The 656-nt window shown below is 67.2% G+C and carries 1 protein-coding gene; it reads right to left on the bottom strand.

Going from position 1 to position 656, the window contains the following annotated elements; genetic code table 11:
- Positions 1–656 (bottom strand): aldehyde dehydrogenase family protein (locus tag ASE59_RS15045; RefSeq protein ID WP_235515803.1); only part of this gene is annotated, 656 nt, incomplete at both ends.

Genomic DNA, 656 nt, shown 5'->3' with positions numbered 1-656 from the left:
GGAGCACCGGGCCGAAGATTTCCTCGCGGTACGATTCCATTTGCGGGGTCACATGGTCGAACAACGTCGGGCCGATGAAGAAGCCGCGCTCATGCCCTTGCAGGCTGAACCTGCGTCCGTCGACGACCAGTTCGGCGCCTTCCTCGACGCCCCTGGCGATCCAGCCCTCGACCCGCGCCTTGTGCTGGGCATTGACGACCGGGCCGTAATGCGCGTCGGTATCGGTCGATACGCCGACCCGCAACCCTTCGATCGCGGGGATCAGCTTTTCGCGCAGGCGCTCAGCGGTCTTGTCGCCGACCGGGACAACGACGGGCAGCGCCATGCACCGCTCCCCCGCCGACCCGAATGCCGCGCCGGCCAGGTCGGCGACGACCTGATCGAGATCGGCGTCGGGCATGACGATGCCGTGATTCTTGGCCCCGCCCATCGCCTGCACGCGCTTGCCCGCCGCGACGCCGCGCTTGTAGACATAATGGGCGATGTCGCTCGATCCGACGAAGCTGACCGCGCCGATCGCCGGATGATCGAGGATCGCATCGACCACCGTCTTGTCGCCGTGCACGACCTGCAGGATGCCTTGCGGAGCGCCCGCCTCCAGCAACAGTTCGGCCAGCCGCACCGGCACCGAAGGGTCGCGTTCGCTGGGTTTGAGA

Origin of the sequence: Sphingomonas sp. Leaf10 (assembly GCF_001421245.1) — a bacterium.
Lineage (GTDB): Bacteria > Pseudomonadota > Alphaproteobacteria > Sphingomonadales > Sphingomonadaceae > Sphingomonas.
The sequence above is the reverse complement of the archived record's forward strand: the minus strand, read 5'-3'. Positions and strand labels throughout refer to the sequence as shown.